This is a genomic window from Pantoea sp. B550, from assembly GCF_024158165.1.
Lineage (GTDB): Bacteria > Pseudomonadota > Gammaproteobacteria > Enterobacterales > Enterobacteriaceae > Pantoea > Pantoea alfalfae.
The window spans coordinates 2,127,910-2,144,576 of record NZ_JAMYXI010000003.1 but is presented as its reverse complement, the minus strand read 5'-3'; the positions used below and the strand labels follow the sequence as shown (position 1 = coordinate 2,144,576).

General features: G+C 55.9%; 13 protein-coding genes, 4 tRNA genes and 1 other RNA gene. 4 read left to right on the top strand and 14 right to left on the bottom strand.

Annotated features, from left to right (window positions below; translation table 11 throughout):
- Nucleotides 1-5 precede the first annotated feature (5 nt).
- The 8 genes from corA to NIM72_RS12975 all read right to left on the bottom strand — a co-directional run bounded on the left by corA (nucleotide 6) and on the right by NIM72_RS12975 (nucleotide 9,654).
- Nucleotides 6-959, bottom strand: coding sequence for a magnesium/cobalt transporter CorA (corA, locus tag NIM72_RS13010; RefSeq protein WP_161733905.1), 954 nt, complete (start codon nucleotides 957-959; stop codon nucleotides 6-8).
- 302 nt (nucleotides 960-1,261) lie between these two features.
- The gene (gene uvrD, locus NIM72_RS13005) at nucleotides 1,262-3,424 is read right to left on the bottom strand and encodes a DNA helicase II (RefSeq protein WP_033734817.1); all 2,163 of its coding nucleotides are present in this window, start codon (nucleotides 3,422-3,424) and stop codon (nucleotides 1,262-1,264) included.
- A gap of 154 nt (nucleotides 3,425-3,578) precedes the next feature.
- Nucleotides 3,579-4,295: a 5-amino-6-(5-phospho-D-ribitylamino)uracil phosphatase YigB gene (gene yigB, locus NIM72_RS13000; RefSeq protein ID WP_161733903.1), complete on the bottom strand. Its 717-nt coding sequence runs from the start codon at nucleotides 4,293-4,295 to the stop codon at nucleotides 3,579-3,581.
- A complete protein-coding gene (gene xerC / locus NIM72_RS12995) occupies nucleotides 4,292-5,197 on the bottom strand; it encodes a tyrosine recombinase XerC (protein WP_161733901.1) in 906 nt (301 codons plus the stop codon). Before xerC ends, yigB begins: the two co-directional genes overlap by 4 nt.
- Complete coding sequence (locus tag NIM72_RS12990) at nucleotides 5,194-5,898, bottom strand: DUF484 domain-containing protein (protein ID WP_013359688.1); 705 nt, start codon at nucleotides 5,896-5,898, stop codon at nucleotides 5,194-5,196. The genes xerC and NIM72_RS12990 overlap by 4 nt, the downstream gene beginning before the upstream one ends.
- Nucleotides 5,895-6,719, bottom strand: coding sequence for a diaminopimelate epimerase (gene dapF, locus NIM72_RS12985; protein ID WP_253420675.1), 825 nt, complete (start codon nucleotides 6,717-6,719; stop codon nucleotides 5,895-5,897). Before dapF ends, NIM72_RS12990 begins: the two co-directional genes overlap by 4 nt.
- Before the next feature lie 28 nt (nucleotides 6,720-6,747).
- Entirely contained in the window at nucleotides 6,748-6,948 is a 201-nt protein-coding gene (locus NIM72_RS12980) for a lipoprotein (RefSeq protein WP_010257328.1), read from the bottom strand.
- A 147-nt stretch (nucleotides 6,949-7,095) separates the two neighbouring features.
- Complete coding sequence (locus NIM72_RS12975; RefSeq protein WP_161733899.1) at nucleotides 7,096-9,654, bottom strand: class I adenylate cyclase; 2,559 nt, start codon at nucleotides 9,652-9,654, stop codon at nucleotides 7,096-7,098.
- A gap of 317 nt (nucleotides 9,655-9,971) precedes the next feature.
- Here NIM72_RS12975 and hemC point away from each other — a divergent pair, with 317 nt between their 5' ends.
- Genes hemC through hemY form a run of 4 tightly spaced genes read left to right on the top strand, consistent with a single transcriptional unit; the run spans nucleotide 9,972 to nucleotide 13,996 of the window.
- The gene (gene hemC, locus NIM72_RS12970) at nucleotides 9,972-10,913 is read left to right on the top strand and encodes a hydroxymethylbilane synthase (RefSeq protein ID WP_161733897.1); all 942 of its coding nucleotides are present in this window, start codon (nucleotides 9,972-9,974) and stop codon (nucleotides 10,911-10,913) included.
- Nucleotides 10,910-11,638, top strand: coding sequence for a uroporphyrinogen-III synthase (gene hemD, locus NIM72_RS12965; RefSeq protein ID WP_150013259.1), 729 nt, complete (start codon nucleotides 10,910-10,912; stop codon nucleotides 11,636-11,638). Before hemC ends, hemD begins: the two co-directional genes overlap by 4 nt.
- Before the next feature lie 25 nt (nucleotides 11,639-11,663).
- A complete protein-coding gene (hemX, locus tag NIM72_RS12960; RefSeq protein WP_253420672.1) occupies nucleotides 11,664-12,797 on the top strand; it encodes a uroporphyrinogen-III C-methyltransferase in 1,134 nt (377 codons plus the stop codon).
- A gap of 2 nt (nucleotides 12,798-12,799) precedes the next feature.
- Entirely contained in the window at nucleotides 12,800-13,996 is a 1,197-nt protein-coding gene (hemY, locus tag NIM72_RS12955) for a protoheme IX biogenesis protein HemY (protein ID WP_253420669.1), read from the top strand.
- Nucleotides 13,997-15,147: 1,151 nt separating this feature from the next.
- On the opposite strand, the gene NIM72_RS12950 is transcribed toward hemY, so the two are convergent.
- The 6 genes from NIM72_RS12950 to wecG form a co-directional block, all read right to left on the bottom strand.
- Nucleotides 15,148-15,277, bottom strand: a non-coding RNA gene (locus NIM72_RS12950) — RtT sRNA.
- 32 nt (nucleotides 15,278-15,309) lie between these two features.
- Nucleotides 15,310-15,386, bottom strand: a tRNA-Pro gene (locus tag NIM72_RS12945).
- A gap of 20 nt (nucleotides 15,387-15,406) precedes the next feature.
- Nucleotides 15,407-15,493, bottom strand: a tRNA-Leu gene (locus NIM72_RS12940).
- A 16-nt stretch (nucleotides 15,494-15,509) separates the two neighbouring features.
- Nucleotides 15,510-15,585, bottom strand: a tRNA-His gene (locus NIM72_RS12935).
- Between the two features lie 98 nt (nucleotides 15,586-15,683).
- Nucleotides 15,684-15,760 (bottom strand) — tRNA-Arg (locus NIM72_RS12930).
- Between the two features lie 158 nt (nucleotides 15,761-15,918).
- Complete coding sequence (gene wecG / locus NIM72_RS12925; protein ID WP_161733890.1) at nucleotides 15,919-16,659, bottom strand: lipopolysaccharide N-acetylmannosaminouronosyltransferase; 741 nt, start codon at nucleotides 16,657-16,659, stop codon at nucleotides 15,919-15,921.
- Between the last annotated feature and the right edge of the window lie 8 nt (nucleotides 16,660-16,667).

The window sequence follows — 16,667 nt, the reverse complement described above, 5'->3', positions numbered from 1 at the left end:
CTTTTTTAAAGCCAGTTTTTACGTTTGAAATAGAGATAAGGCGCCAGTCCGGCCAGAATCATCAGGCCGATCGCGGCCGGATAACCAAAGCTCCACTTCAGTTCCGGCATAAACTCAAAGTTCATCCCATAGCTGGAGGCCACCAGCGTCGGCGGCAGAAACACCACGGAAACCACTGAGAAGATCTTGATGATGCGGTTCTGCTCAATGTTGATAAAGCCCATGGCCGCCTGCATCAGGAAGTTGACCTTCTGGAACAGCGATTCGTTATGCGGCAGCAGCGATTCGATATCGCGCAGAATTTCCCGCGCCTGCTCCAGCTGATTACCCGGAAGACGCGCTTTACGCACCAGGAAATTCAGGGCGCGCTGGGTATCCATCAGACAGAGACGCACCTTCCAGCCGATATCTTCCAGTTCGGCGAGCCGCGACAGCGCCTGATCGTACTCTTCGCCCTGCTGACCTTCCATGATCACCCGGCTCAGTTTCTCCAGTGCGCTATAGATGTTCTCGATTTCATCCGCCAGCTGTTCGATTTTGGTTTCAAACAGGTCGAGCAGCAGCTCAAAGGCATTGCCATCGATCAGGGTCTGGTTACGGGCGCGCATACGATAGAGACGGAAAGCGGGCAGTTCACGTTCGCGCAGCGTGTAGAGTCGGCCCTCACGAATGGTGAACGCCACGGTGGAGTTACCGGCATGATCGTCAGCATCTTCATAGAAGAAGAAGGAGTGGATATGCAGACCATCTTCATCTTCGAAGAAGCGTGCCGAGGCCTCGATATCTTCCAGCTCTGGCCGTGTTGCCAGGCTCTGGCCCAGCTCCGTTTGCACCCGGTCACGCTCGCCCTCTTCCGGCTCGATCAGATCGACCCAGACAGAGTTGGTCAGTTTGTCGGTTTCGTCTTCCAGCTCCAGTCGCGTCAGGCGGCTGTGATCCAGTTTAAATGCGCTCAGCATAGCAATACTCCCCATTGCAGACTAAATGGGACAAAGCGGTCCGCCGTTCCTTTAAAGGGAACAGGCAGCCTGAACACGGAAACAGAGTTTCAAAGATAAATCAGTGCTGACTCGCGCGACGGAATCAAAAAGGGAGGTCGCTGATAACCGCTAAGGCTACCCGCGTAAAGAGGTAGCCTTAGATGTTATGCCTGATATTCAGGTCATTGAGCCAGCATCGACTGGGCGTGTCCAAGGCATTGTCCTCTCATGATAATAGTGGGCGCATGTTACGCTGAGACGAAAAAGCCGTCAACCGCGTGCTAAAGCGTTTCCAGCTTCGCGTAAGCCGCCACCAGCCACTTGATTCCCTGACCCTGAAACGCCACCTGCAGGCGACTGTGCTCACCGCTGCCTTCCAGATTAATGATGGTGCCTTCGCCAAATTTTGCGTGATGAACACGCTGGCCCAGCGCGAATCCACTGTCATTTTTGGTCACCGGGGCACCCATACGCTGATGGTTGACCGGACGGCTGACGCTGGCGCGCAGACGCACTTCTTCGATGCAGGTCTCGGGCAGTTCGCCGATAAAACGGGAAGGCCGGTGATACACTTCCTTACCATAGAGTCGGCGGGTTTCAGCGTAGGTCAGCGTCAGCTTGAGCATCGCGCGGGTCACACCGACATACGCCAGACGACGCTCCTCTTCCAGCCGCCCGCCTTCATCCAGCGACATCTGGCTTGGGAACATGCCCTCTTCCATGCCGACGATAAAGACCTGGCTGAACTCCAGCCCTTTTGCTGAGTGCAACGTCATCAGCTGAACCGCATCCTGCCATTTATCTGCCTGACCTTCGCCCGCTTCCAGCGCCGCGTGGGATAAGAAGGCCTGCAGCGGCATCAGATCTTCATCTTCATCCTGATAGCTGAACTGACGGGTTGCCGTCACCAGCTCCTCAAGGTTTTCGATACGCGCCTGACCCTTTTCGCCTTTTTCCTGCTCATACATCAGCCACAGGCCAGAGTCTTTGATAACCCGGTCGGTCTGAACATGCAGCGGTAATTCGGCAGTTTCGGTAGCCAGTGAATCGACCAGCTCACAGAAGCGTTGCAGTGCAGACGCGGCGCGGCCAGCCAGTGCGCGACTTTGTAGCAGTTCGCGCGTAGCCTGCCACAGCGTCATCTGACGTTCACGCGCCGTCTGACGCACCACGTCGAGCGTGCGATCGCCCACGCCGCGCGTCGGGGTATTCACCACGCGCTCAAAGGCGGCGTCGTCATTGCGGTTCGCCATCAGACGCAGATAGGAGAGCGCATCTTTGATCTCCTGGCGTTCAAAGAAGCGCATGCCGCCATAAATACGGTACGGCATGCTGCTCTGCAGCAGCGCCTCTTCCAGCACACGCGACTGGGCGTTGCTGCGATAGAGAATGGCGCAGTCGTTGAGCGCACCGCCGTTCTCCATCCAGACCTTGATGCGGTTGACCACGAAGCGTGCTTCATCCAGCTCATTAAAAGCGCAGTAGATAGAGATCGGTTCGCCATCGCTGCCTTCGGTCCAGAGCTCTTTACCCAGACGGCCATTGTTGTTGGCGATCAGGGCGTTGGCCGCTTTCAGGATATTATTGGTTGAGCGATAGTTCTGCTCCAGACGGATCGTTTCCGCGCCAGGAAAATCCTGCAGAAAGCGCTGAATATTCTCAACCTGCGCACCGCGCCAGCCGTAGATCGACTGATCATCATCCCCCACGATGATCACACGGCCGCTGTCACCCGCCAGCATCCGAATCCAGGCATACTGAATGTTGTTGGTATCCTGAAACTCATCCACCAGCACGTTGGTAAAGCGTTCGCGGTAGTGATTCAGGATATGCGGCTTGTTGAGCCAGAGCTCATGGGCGCGCAGCAGCAGCTCGGCGAAGTCGACCAAACCAGCGCGGTCACAGGCTTCCTGATAAGCCTGATAAATGCGCAGCCAGGTCTGCTCAATCGGATTGCCATAACTTTCAATGTGCTTTGGCCGCAGGCCTTCATCTTTTTTGCCGTTGATGTACCACATGCCCTGGCGCGCAGGCCACTGCTTGTCATCAAGGTTCATCGATTTGATCAGGCGCTTGAGCAGACGCAGCTGGTCTTCACTGTCGAGGATCTGAAAATCCTGCGGCAGACCGGCGTCAAGATGGTGGGCACGCAGTAAGCGATGCGCCAGACCGTGGAAAGTCCCGATCCACATCCCGCCCTGACTGGTGCCGATCAGATGTTCGATACGGTGACGCATCTCTGCTGCCGCTTTGTTGGTAAAGGTCACCGCCATGATCGAATAAGGTGAGCAGTTCTCGACTGACATCAGCCAGGCAATGCGATGCACCAGCACCCGCGTTTTACCACTGCCCGCGCCTGCCAGCACCAGCAGGTTACTGCGCGGAGCCGCAACGGCCGCGCGCTGATTGTCATTCAAACCGTCGAGCAGTTCAGAAACGTCCATAAGCACCGTTTACCAGAGAAAAACGCCGTCGCCGCGCTGTTTACTGCGCCTGCCGTAAGGCATTGTCGCGGCCAGTCAGGCTGCGCCACGGACGCCGGATAAAGCACAGCGGCCTGGCAGAAAAAAGGGAGACGACTGGATAAATTTACAGCCATTATAGCAGTGAGGTGAGTGATGCCAACCGCGAAATTTCGACATGCGGCAACAGGCGCGCATCCGGGATATGCATCAGGTTGCCCTGCCGCAGGTTAACCCAGCAGGCCTGCATGCCGCAGCGCAGTGAGCCGGCGACATCGGTAGTCAGGTCGTCGCCCACATGCAGAATGTGTTGTGGCGCAATATCAAGGCGTTGCGCGGCAAGCTGATACATATCCTGCCACGGCTTAGCGCGCCCGTCAGGTCCGGCCCGCAACGTGAAGCGGAAATATTCAGCGATGCCCATTTTTTCCGGGCTGGCGTTGCCATTGGTTACCGCCACCAGCGGGATTTTTTCCGCCAGCGCCTTCAGCGTTTGATGCGTCTCGTCCGGCATCTCGACCTGACTCCGCCACTGATGGAACACCGCCATGACCTCTGCCGCGCCCGCGGTCGCTTCCGCAGCAGAGAGGCCGATATTCAGCATCGCCAGCTCTACCGAACGGCGTCGCCACTCTGAAACGTCATGATAGATCTCAGGCTCGCGCTGCAGCAGTTGATCGCGCAACTGCTGATAATCCTGCGGCGTGAAGTCACGCAGCGCCGGATGAAAAGCCTGCAAAGCAGCGTGAGACTCCAGCGTGGTGCGACGGATTACTGGATAGTTATCGTAGAGGGTGTCATCAAGATCGAAGGTCATGGCTTTTATGGCCGACAGCGGACGATAAAACTTCATTCGTTCTTTCCTCGTTTGGCGCGGGGATGCGCAGCGTCATACACCGAAGCCAGATGCTGGAAGTCGAGATGGGTGTAGATCTGGGTAGTCGAGAGGTTCGCATGACCCAGTAACTCCTGCACGGCACGCAGGTCGCCGCTGGACTCCAGCAGATGCGTGGCAAAAGAGTGTCGCAGCTTATGCGGATGGATATGGCTCGCCACACCCTGTCTGATGCCCCATTCGGCAAAGCGTTTCTGCACGTTGCGGGGCGAGATGCGGTTGCCTCGCGTCGACAGAAACAGTGCATCATCCTGGCCGCCAAAGGTTTCACGCAGCGGCAGCCAGTGCTGGATCCAGGTGACCGCCGTGCGGCCAATCGGCACCCGGCGCTCTTTACTGCCCTTACCCACGACCCACACTTCGCCGGAATCGAGGTCGACGTGGCGGCAATCCATATTCACCAGCTCGGAGAGACGCAGCCCGCCGCCATACATCACTTCCAGCATTGCGCGGTCGCGCACCGCCAGCGGATCGTTAAGGTCGATCTCCAGCAGCTGGTTCACTTCATCCACATCAATATTCTTAGGCAGATGGCGCGCTTTACGTGGCGTCATCACCCCTTTGGCCGGATTAGCGGAGAGCAACCCCTGGCTCACCTGCCAGTCGAGAAAACTGCGCAGGGCGGAGAGACGCAACGCGAGGCTGCTGGCAGAGAGTCCGGCGCGACGACTGCGCGCCGCCATGCTGCGCACCTGCGCAGGTTCCAGTTGCGCCCAGCTGCCGAGCTTCATCTCATCAGCAATTGCAACCAGCGCGGTCAGCTGGCGCGCATAGCTGCTCTGGGTTAACGGACTCAGCTGGCGCTCCACTTTCAGGTAGCGCAGAAATCCGTCGACCGCCTCCTGCAGCGCGCTGCTCATGCGCGCTCTACCCAACGGGAAAGCAGGCCAGGCATCATCTGTGAAAGATGCTGTAACAGCAGCGTTCCCATGCCCGACTGATAGTGCTGGCTGTCACGGCTGCTGAATACCAGCACGCCGAGATCGCCCTCTTCGCCCATCAGCGACATCGCAACCGAGCCAATTGCTTTGGCCTGCGGCAGCAGCAGCAGCAGTTCCGGCCCATTGATATTACCGAGATAATGATGCTGGTTGCCGAAGCGCTGAATACGCAGCGGTTCAAACGCCTGACGCGACAGGCTCAGTTGGAAGAAATCGGAGGGCGCGCCCAGCAGCCATTTATCACTGAACAGCCGCACATTGGCGCCCGCCAGGCCTAACTCTCGCGCCCAGCGATGCAGACGGTTGAGCATATCCTGCAGCGAATCTGCCGCGGCCAGATGACTTTCCAGCGACAGCAGACGATCAAACAGCTCATGGTTAGCGCTGGCCTGCTCCATCAGCAGGGTGATCTCTTCTTCCAGCCGCTGGATGTGGTTGCGTTGCCGCGCCATATGCCACTCGACCAGTGACACGCTGCCGCGCACCGGATGCGGCACCGCCATCTGTTCAACTTCGCGGGCATTACGGATAAAGAAATCGGGATTCTGCCGCAGATAATCACTGACGGCCTGATCGTCCAGCAGAACCGAACTGTCAGCCTGCTCTTCGATATTTTTCATAGATGAATAAACCCATCGTAGACGTGTGTCGCAGGCCCGGTCATGTAGAGCGGCTGACCGGCACCTTTCCAGGAGATATGCAGCGTCCCGCCAGGCAGATCGACACGCACTTTCGGTGCCAGAATGCCCTGCTGAATGCCGCATGCAACGGCAGCACAGGCGCCGCTGCCGCACGCCTGCGTTTCACCCGCTCCACGTTCGTAGACGCGCAGCCGGATATGTTCGGGATTAATGATCTCCATAAAACCGACATTGACGCGATCCGGGAAACGCTCGTGGCTCTCGAGAATCGGGCCCAGCAGTTCAAACTGCGCGGTTTTAACGCTTTCCACCTGAATGACGCAGTGGGGATTCCCCATCGACACTGCACCCAGCATCACCGTCTGTTCGGCCACGCGCAGCAGATAGAGATTCTCGGCTTTATTGGCGCGGAACGGCACCTGCTGAGGCTCAAAGTTGGGCTCACCCATGTTCACGCGCACGTGATCGTCAGGCGTCACGGTTAACACCATGCGGCCATTCTGGGTACTGACCCGGATGTCGCTTTTGTTGGTCAGCCCTTTCAGCTGAACAAAGCGGGCAAAACAGCGTGCACCGTTGCCGCACTGCGCCACTTCACTGCCGTCAGCGTTGAAAATTCGATAATGAAAATCGAGATCGGGATCGTAAGGCGGTTCAACAATCAGCAGCTGATCAAAACCGATCCCCAGATGACGATCGGCCAGCCGGCGGATCAATTCCGGCGAGAAGAAGACGTTTTGTGTCACTGCATCCACAACCATAAAATCGTTGCCGAGACCGTGCATTTTGGAGAACTGCATTTTTTGCTCCGCCGGATAAGCCATCAGATTAGTTCGCTTTTACGCCTGAATTGCCGGTCACCAGCCCGCCGACATCGGCTTTAGAGGCATCCGCTTTCTGGCGGTCGGTTGGGGCTTGTTGTTTCTTCGGCTGGTCCTTCGGCGGGAAGTAGAGCGGTCCTTTCAGACCACAACCTGCAAGGCTGATTACTGCCAGTGTCATGGCCAACAGGCTTATTACTTTCTTCATTCTTTATGCTCTTTATGTCCTTTACCTGGATGCTTATCATCGCAGTTGAAGGTGGAAAAGCAACAGGAAATCCCCGCAAATAGCGTGAACCGGGTGACAGGCCAGGAAGATAGCGGCCACCTGCAGAGCGCAGGCAGCCCGTCAGCATCAATGCACCTGATAGCGCGGTTGATAGTCGCTGTTGTCGTTGTCAGGCTGCGTCGTACAGAGCTGCGTCAGCGTCTGACTCCGGAATGGAATCACCTGGAATCGATCACCGGTGTTCACAATCTGGTAGAACTGCGGCAGGTTGAAGTTGATAAAGCTCGACCCATAGGTGAAGCGATCGTGCGATGAGGAGTAGAAGCGGCTGACGTCGCGCACCAGCTCCTCTTTGCTGCCTTCACAGTGATGATAGACCTCAACCCGATTGGTCTCATCAAGGATATAGATGTTGAAGCCGCGCTCATCCGTGGTGTTTTCAAAGAAGAACTGAATGATGCCTTCGCTGGCATAGCCGTTCACTACCGGTGGCAGCGGCGTCTGATTCGTTTCGACTTTGATCGACAACCCATGCAGCTTGTTGTTGGAGATCGCGCCATAAAATTCCACGGCGTTTTCAAGCTTCTGCACCGAGACACTCATGCGTTCAAAGAACAGTCCCCAGGTCTCGCCTGCCATGCGCAGCGCTTTGAAGCGGCCCGGCTCCTGACGTGTGCTGGAGAGGCGCAGCTCAATGCATTCAGAGACCAGCTGTTGCACGCGCGTGCGAATCAGACCGCGCAGATGCTGGCTGTAGCAGAACACTTCCACCGTATCCGGGGGTGCGGCATCCTGATGCATCTTGCCGAGAATGGTTTTCAGCCCTTCGATCATCGCCTGTTCACCGCTAAAGTGCAGCGTACGCACTTCATTCCAGGAGTTGCGATAGAGCAGATCGATGCTGCCAATCAGGCACTGCTGCTGTTGACCAAAGCTAAAGACATCCAGCTTGCGGAAGTCGAAGTGCACCACCTGATTGCGGAAGGCCGCCGTCGGATCGTGCTCAAGGTTAACAATAATCGCGAGGTGCCGGATTTCGCACGGGCTGTAGAGCGCTTTTGGCGTCGGCGAAGGCAGACGCAGCGGGAAGTGGCTGGAAACATCGTTAACCAGCTCCTGCAGGCGCGCCAGGTCGCAAATCTCATTGCCTTTAATATGCAGCCGGGTTTTACGGGTCAGCAGACCATTGAACCACGCCCAGGCCACCAGCTTGTTCAGGTAGCGGTTATATTCCAGCGGCTGATGGCTGATGATCGAATCCATGTCCGGTGCCTGGTTATAAAGATACCAGCCGGAACGGTTGGCGCGGCCAGGCGGCACATGAATAAAGGTCAGATTCGGTTCAGAGAGATCGGGCGAAATCTGTGGATTCACCAGCGTCACTTTGCCCGGCAGCGCTTCAAACGCGGCATACAGTTTACGGGTCAATACACCGATATCCTGCGGACTGGCGCTGACGCTTAAGTTGTTGCGACGGGCAAAGCGGATCAGGTTGCGATAACTCTGCATCATCGCATCCAGTAATTCGTTATGGGCTTCGCGCACCCGCTCGATTTTCCACCCGGCACGGTTGTCCAGAATGGCGATCTTCTCTTCGTTCCAGCCCCACTCTTTAACCAGCTGCGATAAAATCTCGCGACGCCAGCCGGTGCGTTGCTGATGATCTTCGGTGCTGAGCTTTTCACATACTTTGAGATAGAAGCAGCGACGCACCAGATCAAGGCGCGGCTGATCGTCCACGCTGGTCAGGTAGTGCGTCACGCGCTCAAGCATCATGCAGTAAGGATCGAGGCCAAAGCAGATGATTTCGCCGTCGTGCAGGCGCTGTTTGATATCCATTGCCAGCAGTTGTGTGTTCGGGTATTCCCAGCTGTAGGCTTCCAGCAGCAGCGTTTTCAGTACGGCTTTATAAGGCGAGTCGATACTTTTATAGAGCTGCCACAGGCTGGCACCGAAATACTCTTCCGCCGACAGCGTGCCGAGGCCGCCCAGATCGAGCCACTCATTGGGGGTCAGCACGCCTTTGGCGTACAGCGACATCACGTAGTCATCGTAATGGTGCTCTTCTTCACCCGGCACCATATTCCACAGGAGGCGTTTGCCCGCCATACGAACCGCGGTACGGTAAAACTCATCCAGCAGTAAAATGTGTTGTGTGGAGCCGCAGTCTTCACCGCCCAGGCTGCCGCTTTCGTTATGACGGAAGCGGTTCTCGTCAATCAGGAAGAAACTCACTTCCACGCCCATCGAGACACACCACTTCTGCAGCAGCGTACATTTACGCTGCAGATTCAGCCGCTCTTCATTATCAAGCCAGGATTGATGACACACCCAGATATCGAGATCCGAGACGCTGTTCTGCCCGACCGAGGAGGTACTGCCCATAGAGTAGATCGCAGTGATCGGCATTTCGCCTTTCGGCGCATCGGCATGGCGCAGGTCGCTGTCGCCGGTGAGATCGGCCAGCAGCTGTCGCTGATTTTCATCAGGCGTGTAGAAGCTGATGCCATGTGGAACGCTACCTTCAAGGTAACCCGGCATCTGCGGATGTTGATAATGTAATAAGGTTGGCAGCAGACTGTAGACGCGCTGGAAAGCGGGTCCCATGGCAGCCAGCGCACGATCAACGCGCAGCTGGTTAATTGCATCCAGTCTCTGTTTCAGTGTCTCAATGTAGAGGTACAAGACGTTTCGCCTGATTGTCCCAGTGTTTAAGCACCCTGTTTCCACGCTCTGCCGCTTATAAAAGTAAAAAAGTGGGCAGATAATTGCTGGAAACGTGATCAATCTATCACTCGGCAGATTGACCGTAAAGAAAGTTGCGCTACTTAACAGTTTAGCACGTTCTTACCAGCTTCCCGCCTTTTCGGCACTGGTTGCCACGCTATGGCTTGATAAACCGGGCCTGAAACCGCGCACAGGCCGTTTTCAATCCGTTGAAACTGACAGTATTCACCCAGAGATGATAGGATATTCAGTGAACGATAAAAATGGTTAACAGCATGTTAGACAAAATTTTCAGAATTGCTACAAGACAAAGCCCGCTCGCATTATGGCAGGCACATTATGTACAGCAACGACTCATGAGTGCCCATCCGGGACTGCGCGTTGAGCTGGTGCCTATGGTCACCAAAGGTGACATTATCCTTGATACGCCGCTGGCAAAAGTCGGTGGTAAAGGGCTGTTTGTCAAAGAGCTTGAGCTGGCAATGCAGGATGGCCGTGCCGACATGGCAGTGCACTCTATGAAGGATGTGCCGGTCAGTTTTCCTGAAGGTCTGGGCCTGGTAACCATCTGCGAGCGCGACGATCCGCGTGATGCGTTCGTTTCTCATCACTATGACTCCATTGATGCGCTGCCACAGGGTGCCGTTGTAGGTACCTCCAGCCTGCGTCGTCAGTGCCAGATTAGCGCGCGCCGTCCGGATCTGGTGATCCGCTCGCTGCGCGGCAATGTGGGTACCCGACTCGGCAAGCTCGATGCCGGCGAGTATGACGCGATTATTCTTGCCGTCGCCGGACTGAAGCGTCTGGGGCTGGAAGATCGCATTCGCCAGGCAATGCCTGCCGAAGTCTCCCTGCCCGCCGTGGGTCAGGGTGCAGTCGGCATTGAATGCCGTCTGGATGATAGCGTCCTGATTGACCTGTTACGGGCACTGAACCACGATGACACCGAAGTCTGTGTCAGAGCGGAACGCGCTATGAATACCCGCTTAGAGGGTGGCTGCCAGGTCCCCATTGGCAGTTTCGCGGTGCTGGAAGGCGATAAGCTCTGGCTGCGCGGCATGGTCGGTGCACCGGATGGCCGGGTGATGGTCAGCGGCGAACGCCGTGGTCCCCGCGCTCAGGCTGAAGAGATGGGCATCTCACTTGCCGATGAACTGCTGAACGGCGGCGCGCGTGAAATCCTGAAAGAGGTCTATCAGGGGCAGCCGCCGGCATGACCATCCTGGTGACGCGCCCGGAACCCGCAGCGGCAGAGCTGGTGTCACGCCTGCATGCCCTTGGCAAACAGGCGTGGAGCCTGCCGTTGATCGAGTTTGCGCCAGGCGCTGATCTCGATTCCCTGCCTCACAGGCTCGCCGGACTTCGTGCCGGTGATCTCGTCTTTATTCTTTCTCAGCAGGTGATTCACTACGCACAGCACGCGATCAAAGCATGGCCCACGGAGCTGGACTATTATGCAATTGGTCGCAGCACCGCGCTGGCGTTTCACACCGTCAGCGGACAGCAGGTGACCTGGCCTCATGCGCATGAAACCAGTGAGGAATTGATCCAGATAAACACGCTTCAGCAGGTTGCCGGTAAACGTGCGCTGATCCTGCGTGGCGATCCCGGACGCGAATTGCTGGCAGAAACATTAACCCGGCGAGGTGCTGAGGTAACGTTTGCTGCCTGCTACCAGCGCTGCCAGAAGCATTATGACGGACCGGTTGAAGGCCGCCGCTGGCGCGATCGCGGCGTCTCTGTGCTGGTGGTGACCAGTGGTGAAATGTTACAACAGCTTTTTTCGCTGTTCCCCGCGGTTGATCGCGAGGAATGGCTGCTCAACTGCCGACTGATAGTCGTCAGTGAACGTTTGGCTACCCTGGCCGCAGGATTGGGTTGGCAGGATATTCAGGTAGCCGATGGTGCCGATAACGATGCGCTGCTGCGCGCGTTACGCTGAACTTTAACAATGGGATGTGCCACATATGACGGAACAAAAAGACTCCTCCGCCATGGTTGAAGAAACCACCCCAGCGGTTGACCGCTCTCCTTCCAGCAACAGCACACCACCGCGTAATGCGAAAAAGGGTGGCATGGTGTTGGGTGCAGTTGCGATTGTCATCGCGCTGGCGATGGGTGCAGGTTTATACCTTAACGGGAAACATCAGGCTGATTTACAGGCACAAACCAATCAGAAGCTGAGCGACCAGTTAAGCGCATTGCAGCAGCAGGCCAGCAGCGATAAACAGCAGCTGACACAGCAACTGAGTGGCGCTGAAACTGCCCTGCAGACGGCACAGCAACAGCAGGCTGCGTCAGCAAAAGCGCTGGAAACGCTGCGTGAAAAAGTGGCCGTGATTTCTGGCAACGACGTGCGTAGCTGGCTGCTGGCACAGGCGGACTATCTGGTGAAACTGGCTGGCCGCAAACTCTGGAGCGATCAGGATGTCACTACCGCAGCTGCATTGCTGAAAAGCGCCGATGCCAGTCTGGCTGACATGAACGATCCCAGCGTCATGAATGTGCGTCGCGCCCTGACTCAGGATATCAGTAACCTCTCTTCTGTTACGCAGGTCGACTACGACGGCGTGATCCTCAAGCTGAATCAACTGTCGAATAACGTTGATAATCTGCGTCTGGCCGATAATGACAGCGATGATACGCCGATGGACAGTGACGGCGGCGAACTCTCAGGTTCGGTACGTGAATGGCGTCAGAATCTGGTGAAAAGCTGGCATAACTTTATGGATGACTTTATTACTATCCGCCGCCGCGATAATACCGCACAGCCGCTGCTGGCCCCGAATCAGGATGTCTACCTGCGTGAGAATATCCGCTCGCGTCTGCTGATTGCTGCGCAGGCCGTACCACGTCATCAGGATGAGATTTATAAACAATCTATCGATACCGTGTCCGCCTGGGTTCGCGCCTGGTATGACACTAATGATGCTGCCACCAAAGCCTTCCTTGCCCAACTGGATGAGCTGAGCCAGCAGAACATCAATATGGATCTGCCGGATAACCTGGAAAGTCAGCCGTTGCTGGAACAGCTTATGCAGACCCGCGTGCGGAACCTGTTGGCGCAACCGTCTGCTGCTGCTAATCAGCAGGGAGGCTAAGCATGCTTAAGGTATTTATCCTCTTTATCCTGCTGATAGCGGGCGTGGTGCTGGGACCGATGATTGCCGGTCATCAGGGCTACGTGCTGATTCAGACCGATAACTGGAATATCGAAACCAGCGTTACCGGCCTGGTGATTATCCTTATCATCAGCCTGCTGGTGATTCTGGCGGTGGAATGGCTGCTGCGCCGTGTGCTGCACACCGGGGCGCGTACCCGCGGCTGGTTTACCGGACGCAAACGCCGTCGCGCGCAGCGTCATACCCAGTCTGCGCTGATGAAGCTGGCAGAAGGCGATCACCGCCAGGTAGAAAAATTACTGTCTAAAGATGCCGATCACGCCGACGTACCGGTAGCGAACTACCTGCTGGCCGCGGAAGCCGCCCAGCAGCGTGGCGATGAAATTCGTGCCAATCAGCATCTTGAACGTGCTGCTGAGCTGTCTGAAAGCAATACCATTCCGGTGGAAATTGCCCGTGCTCGTATTCAGCTGGCCCGTAACGAAGATCATGCGGCTCGTCACAGCGTTGATCGCCTGCTGGAAGTGGCACCGCGTCACCCTGAAGTGCTGCGCCTGGCCGAACAGGCGTACGTCCGTACGGGCGCCTGGAGTGCATTGCTGGATATTCTGCCTGCTATGCAGAAAGCGCAGGTCGGTGATGACCTGCATCGTGATGCGTTACAGCAGCAGGCCTGGCTGGGTCTGATGAATCAGGCAATGGCCGACCAGGGCAGCGATGGCCTGAAGCGCTGGTGGGGCACGCTGAGCCGCAAAACCCGTCAGGATACGACCCTGCAGGTGGCAATGGCGGATCATCTGATTGAGTGCAACGATCACGACACCGCACAGTCGATCGTGCTGGAGGGCCTCAAGCGTCATTATGACGATCGGCTGGTGCTATTGATGCCTCGCATCAAAAGCGGTAATCCGGAAGCGCTGGAAAAGGCATTACGCCAGCAGATCAAACAGCATGGCGCAACGCCGTTGCTGCACAGTACGCTGGGACAGTTGCTGATGCGTCATGGCGAATGGCAGCAGGCAGCAGACGCGCTGCAGCAGGCGCTGGCGCAGCGTCCGGATGCGTTTGATTATGCATGGCTGGCAGATGTCTATGATCGTCTGCATCGTCCGGAAGAGGCCGCAAAGATGCGTCGTGAAGGATTGTTGCTGACGCTGAAGAATAATCCCAACGTCTGATGCGGTTGTCAGACAGGTTAAAGCCGGGCTCGCCCGGCTTTTTTGTGCCTGCAATCTGCCAGCCACATTGCGCAGGCAAAAAAAACACCTGCCAGGGGCAGGTGCAAGATCAGGTCGGTAAGACAACCGGGAGGTACCTGACTCAACGTGGTGTCTGTTAACCCTGTAAGGCTTACGCGATACAGGCAGGCAGACAACAGGTACCTAAAATTGGCTCTGCATCATTCCCAGGTTTATGTAGCATCAGCAGACATAAGAGGTGGAATGAGCATCTACAGCAAAAGTGTTGCACAAGCCGTGCCAGGTTAAGATTTATTTTTAAATTTTATATCAATCAATATCTTAAGAAGTTGGCTAAGCCTTTCCTGAGCGAGGTACGGCAGGATGTGTCGGGATGAAGCGACAGCCATAAATTTCTCTGTCTCTGAATAGAGACAACCAGGTCATTCTCTCTTAGAAATTAACAATAACAATGACTTATCTGTCGGCAATTCACGACGCTATTGTTCCTGCTTATATTGCTAGTGGAATCAAAGCAGAGTAACTTTGACAGCAATGAATATGCTCAACGCGCAGGGAACACGGCCAGAGGAGGGAAGCGTCCCACCGGCCGGCTAAAACGCCGGGAGCGTTTCTGAACAACGCAAAGCGTTGGCCCGGATACGGGCGCACCTCATGAATGAGGTGCGTAATCGCGTGGGTCGGGCGGCCATGGATGGCATTAGCGACTTTCCGATCTGACCGTGTTCCCTTCGCAGGCTCGCGCTCACCGCTGTGCGGGCTTCAGGGAGCATACGCCTTTCGCAAAGACGCAAAAGACGCCATCCATGGCAGGCTCAGCGCGGCCCATCCCTGGCCCGCGATGCTTTGCTACAGGCATATGCTCCCTTCGCTTCACGTATGGCAGACGTATTAAGTACTTCATAAGCTTCATAGGGTTTACAGCAATGAAGAAGCCCAACGCGCAGGGAACACGGTCAGAGGAGGAAAGCGTCCCACCGCCCGGATAAAACGCCGGGAGCGTTTCTGAACAATGCAAAGCGTTGGCCCGTTTACGGGCGCACCTCAGGGATGAGGTGCGTAGCAGAAATTCAAATCCACTTTTTTACAGACGAAAAAAAAACCTGTCTTTTCAGACAGATTTCTAAATATGGTCGGCGAGAGAGGATTACTCTGCTCTGCGAGCAGCGCCCTGCGGGCCGTTGCTGAAGCAACGTTGTCTCGCTACGCTCGGCTCAAACCTCCTCTGTCGGTCCTCATCCTCTTTCCTACAGACGAAAAAAAACCTGTCTTTTCAGACAGGTTTCTAAAAATGGTCGGCGAGAGAGGATTCGAACCTCCGACCCACTGGTCCCAAACCAGTTGCGCTACCAAGCTGCGCTACTCGCCGATTTTTTTAACTGTTTTGCCTGGTGCGAAGAGAGGGACTTGAACCCTCACGTCCGTTAGGACACTAACACCTGAAGCTAGCGCGTCTACCAATTCCGCCACCTTCGCGTTTCCCAGCAAAATCTGGGGTGGCTAATGGGACTCGAACCCACGACAACTGGAATCACAATCCAGGGCTCTACCAACTGAGCTATAGCCACCACTATTCTTAATGTTACAGGTTTAAAGCCTGCAGCATTTAAATCTCTACTGCCAACCGCGGTAAATCAACCACCGAAGCTCATGCGCACAAACGATATGGCGCGCCCGACAGGATTCGAACCTGAGACCTCTGCCTCCGGAGGGCAGCGCTCTATCCAGCTGAGCTACGGGCGCGTAGCGCCGTTGCGGATGTGCATACTAGAGATAAGCGCCCATCGTGTCTAGTGCTTTTTAAATAAAAAGACGCGTTTGATTACGCTTTGTGCATTTCGTCGACAAATAGTACATTTCCACTCTCGTGATGCCTGAAAATGCGGCATTTATCAGCAATATCAGAGATCGCCGCGCCAGTGATAGCGCAAATATTTAAGCAGTTTTAATTGCCTGCGCAGGCGGCTCGGCTGCCGAATCAGACGATAGAGCCACTCCAGCCCCAGTCGCTGCCAGATCTCAGGGGCGCGCTTCACATGACCGGTGAAAACATCGTACGTTCCACCCACGCCCATATAAAGGGCATCAGGCCAGTACGCACGGCACGCCAGCATCAGCAACTCCTGACGTGGCGATCCCAGCGCGACGGTCACCAGCTTCGCGCCGCTGGCCGCAATCCGGGCAAACAGCGCATCCTGATCGGCTGGCGCAAAATAGCCATCCTGCGCGCCAACAATATTCACATTCCACTGACGACGTAGCTTATCGCAGGTTTCATCCAGCACCTGCTGACGACCGCCGATAAGAAATACAGGCGTCCCTTCCCGCCCGGCGCGTTCCATCAGCGCTTCCCATAAATCAGCACCCGCAATGCGCTGCACCGACGCGTGTGGATATTTTTTACGAATCGAGCGCACAATGCTGATGCCATCGGCGTACGCATATTCCGCCTGCGCTAACAGCGTGCGTAATCCCTCATCCCGCTCAGCGGTCAGGATCTTCTCCGCATTAATCGCCACTAAAATACCGCTGCGTACGCTCTGCGGCGGCATCAGAAAATTCACCGCCGACGGCATGTTTTCGAAGCCATACAAATCAACGCCGCGAATACGGTACTGCGGCGTCTCATTTAACGTTGTCATATCTTCCG

Excerpts from the sequence above, each read along its gene's own strand:
- corA (WP_161733905.1), bottom strand. The coding sequence starts at position 959 with ATGCTGAGCGCATTTAAACTGGATCACAGCCGCCTGACGCGACTGGAG.
- uvrD (WP_033734817.1), bottom strand. The coding sequence starts at position 3,424 with ATGGACGTTTCTGAACTGCTCGACGGTTTGAATGACAATCAGCGCGCG.
- yigB (WP_161733903.1), bottom strand. The coding sequence starts at position 4,295 with ATGAAGTTTTATCGTCCGCTGTCGGCCATAAAAGCCATGACCTTCGAT.
- xerC (WP_161733901.1), bottom strand. The coding sequence starts at position 5,197 with ATGAGCAGCGCGCTGCAGGAGGCGGTCGACGGATTTCTGCGCTACCTG.
- NIM72_RS12990 (WP_013359688.1), bottom strand. The coding sequence starts at position 5,898 with ATGAAAAATATCGAAGAGCAGGCTGACAGTTCGGTTCTGCTGGACGAT.
- dapF (WP_253420675.1), bottom strand. The coding sequence starts at position 6,719 with ATGCAGTTCTCCAAAATGCACGGTCTCGGCAACGATTTTATGGTTGTG.
- NIM72_RS12980 (WP_010257328.1), bottom strand. The coding sequence starts at position 6,948 with ATGAAGAAAGTAATAAGCCTGTTGGCCATGACACTGGCAGTAATCAGC.
- hemC (WP_161733897.1), top strand. The coding sequence starts at position 9,972 with ATGTTAGACAAAATTTTCAGAATTGCTACAAGACAAAGCCCGCTCGCA.
- hemD (WP_150013259.1), top strand. The coding sequence starts at position 10,910 with ATGACCATCCTGGTGACGCGCCCGGAACCCGCAGCGGCAGAGCTGGTG.
- hemX (WP_253420672.1), top strand. The coding sequence starts at position 11,664 with ATGACGGAACAAAAAGACTCCTCCGCCATGGTTGAAGAAACCACCCCA.
- hemY (WP_253420669.1), top strand. The coding sequence starts at position 12,800 with ATGCTTAAGGTATTTATCCTCTTTATCCTGCTGATAGCGGGCGTGGTG.
- wecG (WP_161733890.1), bottom strand. The coding sequence starts at position 16,659 with ATGACAACGTTAAATGAGACGCCGCAGTACCGTATTCGCGGCGTTGAT.